This is a genomic window from Dellaglioa sp. CoH-57-MRSF-18, assembly GCF_056781995.1.
This window is the reverse complement of record NZ_JBXAXX010000006.1, coordinates 85,013-91,698: the sequence shown is the minus strand read 5'-3', so window position 1 is coordinate 91,698 and position 6,686 is coordinate 85,013. Positions and strand designations below refer to the sequence as shown.

Annotated in this window: 7 protein-coding genes, 4 tRNA genes and 1 rRNA gene; 10 read left to right on the top strand and 2 right to left on the bottom strand. The window is 34.4% G+C overall.

Going from position 1 to position 6,686, the window contains the following annotated elements:
• Positions 1–122 precede the first annotated feature (122 nt).
• The 3 genes from AC1RPG_RS07015 to rrf all read left to right on the top strand — a co-directional run bounded on the left by AC1RPG_RS07015 (position 123) and on the right by rrf (position 427).
• A tRNA-Glu gene (locus AC1RPG_RS07015) sits at positions 123–194 on the top strand.
• Positions 195–199: 5 nt separating this feature from the next.
• Positions 200–272 (top strand) — tRNA-Thr (locus AC1RPG_RS07010).
• Positions 273–311: 39 nt separating this feature from the next.
• Positions 312–427, top strand: a 5S ribosomal RNA gene (gene rrf, locus AC1RPG_RS07005).
• Between the two features lie 58 nt (positions 428–485).
• On the opposite strand, the gene AC1RPG_RS07000 is transcribed toward rrf, so the two are convergent.
• Positions 486–590: a hypothetical protein gene (locus tag AC1RPG_RS07000; RefSeq protein ID WP_481762193.1), complete on the bottom strand. Its 105-nt coding sequence runs from the start codon at positions 588–590 to the stop codon at positions 486–488.
• A 117-nt stretch (positions 591–707) separates the two neighbouring features.
• Complete coding sequence (locus tag AC1RPG_RS06995; RefSeq protein ID WP_481761913.1) at positions 708–923, bottom strand: transposase; 216 nt, start codon at positions 921–923, stop codon at positions 708–710.
• 193 nt (positions 924–1,116) lie between these two features.
• Between AC1RPG_RS06995 and AC1RPG_RS06990 the strand changes: the two genes are divergently transcribed.
• The 7 genes from AC1RPG_RS06990 (at position 1,117) to AC1RPG_RS06960 (ending at position 6,534) form a co-directional block, all read left to right on the top strand.
• Positions 1,117–2,574 carry a peptide MFS transporter gene (locus AC1RPG_RS06990; protein WP_481761865.1) on the top strand — a complete coding sequence of 486 codons (1,458 nt, stop codon included), beginning with the start codon at positions 1,117–1,119 and terminating at the stop codon, positions 2,572–2,574.
• Positions 2,575–2,634: 60 nt separating this feature from the next.
• Positions 2,635–3,459 (top strand): metallophosphoesterase, encoded by an 825-nt coding sequence (locus AC1RPG_RS06985; RefSeq protein ID WP_481761866.1) that lies wholly within the window; start codon positions 2,635–2,637, stop codon positions 3,457–3,459.
• Between the two features lie 66 nt (positions 3,460–3,525).
• Positions 3,526–3,609, top strand: a tRNA-Tyr gene (locus AC1RPG_RS06980).
• A gap of 14 nt (positions 3,610–3,623) precedes the next feature.
• Positions 3,624–3,695, top strand: a tRNA-Gln gene (locus tag AC1RPG_RS06975).
• Between the two features lie 113 nt (positions 3,696–3,808).
• Positions 3,809–4,606: a pyrroline-5-carboxylate reductase gene (gene proC / locus AC1RPG_RS06970; RefSeq protein WP_481761867.1), complete on the top strand. Its 798-nt coding sequence runs from the start codon at positions 3,809–3,811 to the stop codon at positions 4,604–4,606.
• A 73-nt stretch (positions 4,607–4,679) separates the two neighbouring features.
• Positions 4,680–5,807 carry an N-acetylglucosamine-6-phosphate deacetylase gene (gene nagA, locus AC1RPG_RS06965; protein ID WP_481761914.1) on the top strand — a complete coding sequence of 376 codons (1,128 nt, stop codon included), beginning with the start codon at positions 4,680–4,682 and terminating at the stop codon, positions 5,805–5,807.
• 25 nt (positions 5,808–5,832) lie between these two features.
• On the top strand, positions 5,833–6,534 hold the full coding sequence (locus AC1RPG_RS06960; protein ID WP_481761868.1) for a GntR family transcriptional regulator: 702 nt from the start codon (positions 5,833–5,835) through the stop codon (positions 6,532–6,534).
• The last annotated feature ends 152 nt before the right edge of the window (positions 6,535–6,686 follow it).

Below are 6,686 nucleotides of genomic sequence, written 5' to 3'. Positions count from 1 at the left end.
AGTTAAGCTTCTTAGCGCCAAGAGTAGTTGGGGGTCGCCCCCTGCGAGGGTAGGACGTTGCCATGCTAATAATAAATTTAAAAATGTGCTAATCTAACTGATTAACACATTTTTATGTATATGACCCGTTGGTCAAGTGGTTAAGACACCGCCCTTTCACGGCGGTAACATGGGTTCAAATCCCGTACGGGTCATTTTCGCCGGCTTAGCTCAGTTGGTAGAGCATCGGTATCGTAAACCGAGGGTCACAGGTTCGACTCCTGCAGCCGGCATTAGTGGTTGCAAAATTGTTTTATGTAGTAGTAAAAGAGTGTGGTGGCGATAGCAAGAAGGATACACCTGTTCCCATGTCGAACACAGAAGTTAAGCTTCTTAGCGCCAAGAGTAGTTGGGGGTCGCCCCCTGCGAGGGTAGGACGTTGCCATGCTATTAAAAATAAAACAATAAAATTTTACGACCGTTGCTGAATATAAAAAAAGGTGTTGTCACAAAGTGACAACACCTTTTTTTATAGTTTTATTTCTCATTACAAAGGAAACACGGTTCCTAAAATCACTAAATCCGTAGGCATTACGTTTAATAATTTTCAATTTATTGTTAGTCCCTTCCTTCAAGTAGGCTATTAGAATAAGGATAGTTAATAGCGTTTTTCACATAGTCTTCATGTTAAATTAAAATGAGTAAACAATTTTTTTAAAAAATTGAATTCAAGTTTTATTAAATGCATGCATAAGTGCATTGTAAATGTGAAATTGATCGTAAACAACTATGGCGTTCGGGAATAACAAAGTTCTCGTAAACTTGGGATACGTATAGTTTATATAAGTAACGATTACTTTAACGTTTTCGCGTGCTTCTAAAATGAACCGGATAAAATACTTAGTCACTTGATAGATTGTTCTAGCAAAAATAGCAGATACTATAGAGCATTTTTTGTTACACTATTACTTAATAATGGATATAAAATTTTTCACATATTAGAAAGACGTTAAATGATAAAACAAGTAGTAAATGATGAGATATAAGTAAAAATTTGATTTGACTATTGATATATATACATTGTATAATGTGTAATGCATTAAAATACATATACTAGATTTATATCGGAGGAAGTCCATGAAAAATAAAGATACGGCCTTTTTTGGTCATCCTAGAGGATTATCAACACTATTTTTTACAGAAATGTGGGAGCGATTCAGTTATTACGGAATGCGAGCAATTCTTTTATACTATATGATTTCAGAAGTGGATGGGCTTGGTTATAATCAAGCTACAGCCATGTCAATTATGTCCATTTATGGATCATTAATTTATTTATCAGGTGTCATTGGAGGTTTCGTTAGTGATCGCCTTTGGGGTAGTAGAAAAACAGTGTTTATTGGTGGAATACTAATAATGCTAGGACATATTGTTCTTGCAACACCCTTTAAATCAGTTGCTTTATTCATATCTATCGCGTTAATCGTATTGGGAACAGGGTTGTTAAAACCTAATGTTTCTGAAATGGTTGGTGGATTATACAATAGTAAGGATCCAAGACGTGATTCTGGTTTCAGTATCTTTGTATCTGGGATTAATATTGGTGCTTTGATTGCACCGTTGCTAGTTGGATGGGTTGGTCAAGAATATAATTACCACGTTGGATTCTCATTAGCAGCTATTGGGATGTTTTTCGGCTTAGTTCAATATTACTTTGACGGAAGAAAATATTTAACAAAAGATAGTTTATATCCTAATGACCCTATTCAACCTAACGAATTATCAACTATTCTTAAAAAATCTTCAATCGGTGTTATAGCTTTAGCTTTAATTTTAGTTATCATGTTCCTATTTAAATCATTAAATATTACGAATGTCATTCTTTTAATCACAATTCTTGCAGTTATCATCCCTGTCTATTACTTTACAATGATGTTAACAAGTAAGAAAACAACAAAAATTGAACGATCAAGACTTACAGCGTATATTCCGTTATTTATTGCCAGTATCTTATTCTGGTCAATTGAAGAACAAGGTTCAGTTGTTTTAGCAATGTTTGCGTCAACTAGAACGCAGTTAAGTGCTTTTGGGTTCACTTTCCCAGCTAGTTTCTTTCAAAGTATGAATCCGTTATTCATATTAATCTATGTTCCAATATTTGCTTGGTTATGGGTTAAATTAGGATCGAAACAACCTAGTTCTCCAGCTAAATTTTCAATTGGTCTAGTATTTGCTGGAGCATCTTTCCTTTGGATGATGCTCCCTGGTGTTCTTTTTGGAACAGATACTAAAGTTGGCCCATTATGGTTAGTTGCAAGTTGGATGATGGTTATGCTTGGTGAAGTTTTGGTTTCTCCAGTTGGCTTATCAATTACTACTAAACTTGCACCAAAAAGTTTTCAATCTCAAATGATGAGTGTTTGGTTCTTGAGTGATGCTGTTGCTCAAGCATTGAATTCACAAATTGTTCGGTTATACACACCCGCTACTGAATCAATGTACTTTGCTGTAGTTGGTGGAATTACTGTTGCCTTTGGTATTATGTTGAGTTTCTTTATTCCAAGAATTCATAAATTAATGGAAGGCGTTAATTAAATAGATTTTTAATGAAAGATATGTTAATTTTAATTAACATATCTTTTTTTGGAGGGAAACATGACAATTATTGCAACTAGTAGTGATAATCACTTTGATATTAATAAAGTTGATGTGGATATAATTATTGATGAACAAGTAAATTATCTATTAGCGAAAAATATTGAGTATTATCTTATTACAGGAGATTTATTTAATGATTTTAATAAAACGATTGATTATATTATTAGACTGAAAAGAAAGTTAAATAATAAAATTGTTGTCTTATTTATTGCAGGTAACCATGACATGGTTAAAAATATAACATTTGATGAGCTAGAAAGTGTAGTGAATGATTCTTATCTCCATAATCAATATTTGGATATCTCCGGCACTGAATGGCGTATTATAGGTAATAATGGATGGTACGATTACAGTTACTCAAAACAGCTAAAACGGTCTGATAAAGAAATGCTACATTGGAAAACAAACTATTGGATCGATCGTAAAATTGTTCAACCAATGCCAGATGTCGAGAGATTTAAATTAAGTTTAAGACAAACTGAAAAATTATTGAGTGATGCGAAACAATTAAATAAAAAAATAATATTTATGACTCATTTTGTACCTAATGAATTGTATATTAAAATTAATAATGATAATCGTTTCTGGAACGTTGCAAACGGCATGTTAGGTAGTCAAAAGATGGGAGATCTGTTAGAATACTATAAAGTAGAAAAAGTTTTATTTGGGCACCTCCATATCAAACATGATCCTATTCAAATTAATGAAACGACGTATTATACGAAGCCAGTGGGATATGGGCGGAAAAAATATAACGAATGGACGAAAAATACGTTCTTCGATGAGTGGAAATTTACGTTACAAATAATTAATTTAAAATAATTGAAAAAAAAGCTTGATTTTTAATCCATTTATTTGTATGATAGTTAAGTCGGATAAAGCTGATATGGAAGAGTAGCGAAGAGGCTAAACGCGGCGGACTGTAAATCCGCTCCTTCGGGTTCGGTGGTTCGAATCCACTCTCTTCCACCATTATTTTATAATATTGGGTTATAGCCAAGCGGTAAGGCAACAGGTTTTGATCCTGTCATGCGATGGTTCGAATCCATCTAACCCAACTAGCTAAAAGCAGATACTTAGGTATCTGCTTTTTTGTTTTATTTGTTATTTTATTTTTTTTTGCGGTATGATGGAGATAGTAATTAAATATAATAATTGAAATGAGGAAACTATGAAAATTGGATTTATTGGAGCTGGTAATATGGCTCGAGCAATTATTGAAGGTTTAGTAGAAGCAGAATTTATCGCGCCAAAAGAAATTTTGGTACACAGTGCAAGAGAGTCCAGCTATGTACCTTATGCTGAAGCTAATGGCTTTACAGCGTTAGGTAGCAATGCTCAGGTGGTTAGTGAGGCTGACGTTGTTTTTCTTGCTGTTAAACCAATTGTCTTAGGTATGGTTTTAGCAGAAATTAAAGAGTCAGTGAAGGAATACAAACCTATGCTAATTTCTATTGTATCAGGTGTTTCAATCTCTGAAATTGAATTAGAATTAGATAATCATTCAGTTGGTATTTTAAGAACAATGCCAAATGTTAACGCAACGGTTTCCGAAAGTATGACTGCGTTAGTCGGTAATGATATTTTGACAGATAAACAAATGAAACAAGGTACTGATTTATTTGATACTATTGGTGAAACGATGGAGATTGCTGAACGCGATTTTAGCACGTTTGTTGCTCTTGCTGGTAGCTCACCAGCATTTATTTACTTATTTATTGATACGCTTGCACGTGCAGGCGTTAAATATGGCTTACCAAAAGATAAAGCAACTAAGATTGCTGCTCAAGCTGTACTAGGCAGTGCAAAAAAGGTCTTAGCTACTGATGAAGTGCCATGGAAATTAATTGATGAGGTTTCATCTCCGGGTGGCACAACTATTGCTGGATTGCTTGCAATGGAAGAGGCTGGATTTATGAATTCTATTATTAAAGCAGTTGATGCAACTGTGGCTAAAGACAAAAACTAAATTTGATATGACCTTGTTTTTTTGGTCTATACCGATTATACTAAGTTTATAAATTGAAGGGATGGCGGATAAGATGAGTATTGTTTTAAAACATGCAGTTATCTACACGGGTTCAGAAAAAATTGAAGATGCATATATTCGATTTGATAAACAAATTAGTGCAATGGGGCCAATGAGCGAATACAAAGCTTTAGCCTCTGATGAGGTTAGAGATGTAGAAGGGAAAATTATTGTTCCTGGATTTATTGACGTTCACAGCCATGGTGGATATAGTTTTGATGCTATGGATGGTGATTCTAAACAAATTAATGAAATGGTTACCGATATGATTCACGAAGGTGTTACGACTTATTTCGCAACGACAATGACCCAATCACATGAAAATATTGCTAATGCTATGGTTGGTATCAAAAAAGCCGCTGAAGTGAACCCTGTTATTCAAGGAATTCATCTTGAAGGACCATTTATTTCTCCTGTTTTTAAAGGCGCACAGCCTGAAAAATATATTGAGGCACCTGATACAAAGTTATTTGATAAATGGAATGAATTATCAGGACATATGATCAAATTAGTGACTTATGCACCGGAACATAAAACGTCACCTGAATTTGAAGAGTATTGTATCAAGAATGGTATCGTACCTTCAGTGGGCCATAGTAACGCTACTCGCGAAGAAATGAAACATTCTCGAGCAAGTCATGTCACTCATTTATACAATGCACAACGCGAATTTAAGCATCGTGAACCAGGTGTAACTGGACATGCATTTTTAGAGGATAATATTTATACAGAAATTATTGCTGATGGTTTTCATATTGTGCCAGATATGATTAAACTAGCCTATGATTTAAAAGGACCTAAACGTATTGAATTAATTACTGACTCGATGCGTGCTAAAGGAATGCCTGAAGGCTTAAGCGAACTTGGCGGGCAAAAAGTTATTGTTAAAGACAAACAAGCAAGATTAGAATCTGGTAATTTAGCAGGCTCTGTTTTACAATATCAAGATGCATTTAAAAATATTATGAAATTTACTGGTTGTGGTATCGAAGAAGCTGTATTGATGAGTTCTGTCAATCAAGCTAGGGAATTCAATTTAACATCAAAAGGTGCTATTGAAATCGGAAAAGATGCTGATATGAACTTATTTGATGCTAACATGCAACTAGAAAGCACATATAGCTTTGGACGTAAATTTTAATAAAAGGTTAGGAAGGTAATTGTTAATGGGATCTCCCATATATATTCAAATTCATAATGAAATGAAAAAAACAATTGAATCTGGTGAATGGGAAGTTGGCAATCGTATTCCGGCTGAACGTGAACTTGCTGTTGTATTTGGTGTCAGCAGAATGACGCTTAGACAGGCAATTCAAACCTTGGTAGATGAAGGTATTCTAGAACGTCATGTTGGTGATGGAACCTACGTTGCTCGTAAGAAGGTTCAAGAAAAGATGTCAGGTGTGACTAGTTTTACTGACCTAATGGCTGAACAGGGAAAAGTGGCTTCAAGTAAGACGATCACTTATCATGTTACAACGCCTTCATTAAGTGAAATTGAAAAGTTACAATTGATCGATGGCGAACTAGTCTTACGAATGGAACGAATTCGTTATGCTGATGGTTTACCGATTTGTTTTGAAGTTGCTACGGTTCCTAATAAATTAGTTGAGGGTTATAGTAAAACTGAAATTACGAGCTCTTTATATCGAACATTGGAAGAAAAAGCCAATTTAACATTGGGAGGGGCACAACAGACAGTGTCTGCTATGTCAGCTGCTGAAAGCATAGCGGATTATCTATCAATCAAGCGTGGTGAAGCGATTTTGAGGCTTCGTCAAGTTAGCTTTTTGAAAAATGGTGAACCTTTTGAATATGTTCGGACACAATATGTAGGGAATCGCTTTGAATTTTATCTAGAAAAATAAAGTTTAAGAAATTATTAATTGCTCTCTTTCAACCATATCAATGGATGAGATAGAGTAATTTTTTTTTTGAGAAATCTGTTCGATTGACATCAATTTGAGATAACGCTATATTATTTAAGAGCAAAAAATAAATTATCTGAAGGGGTTTTAAG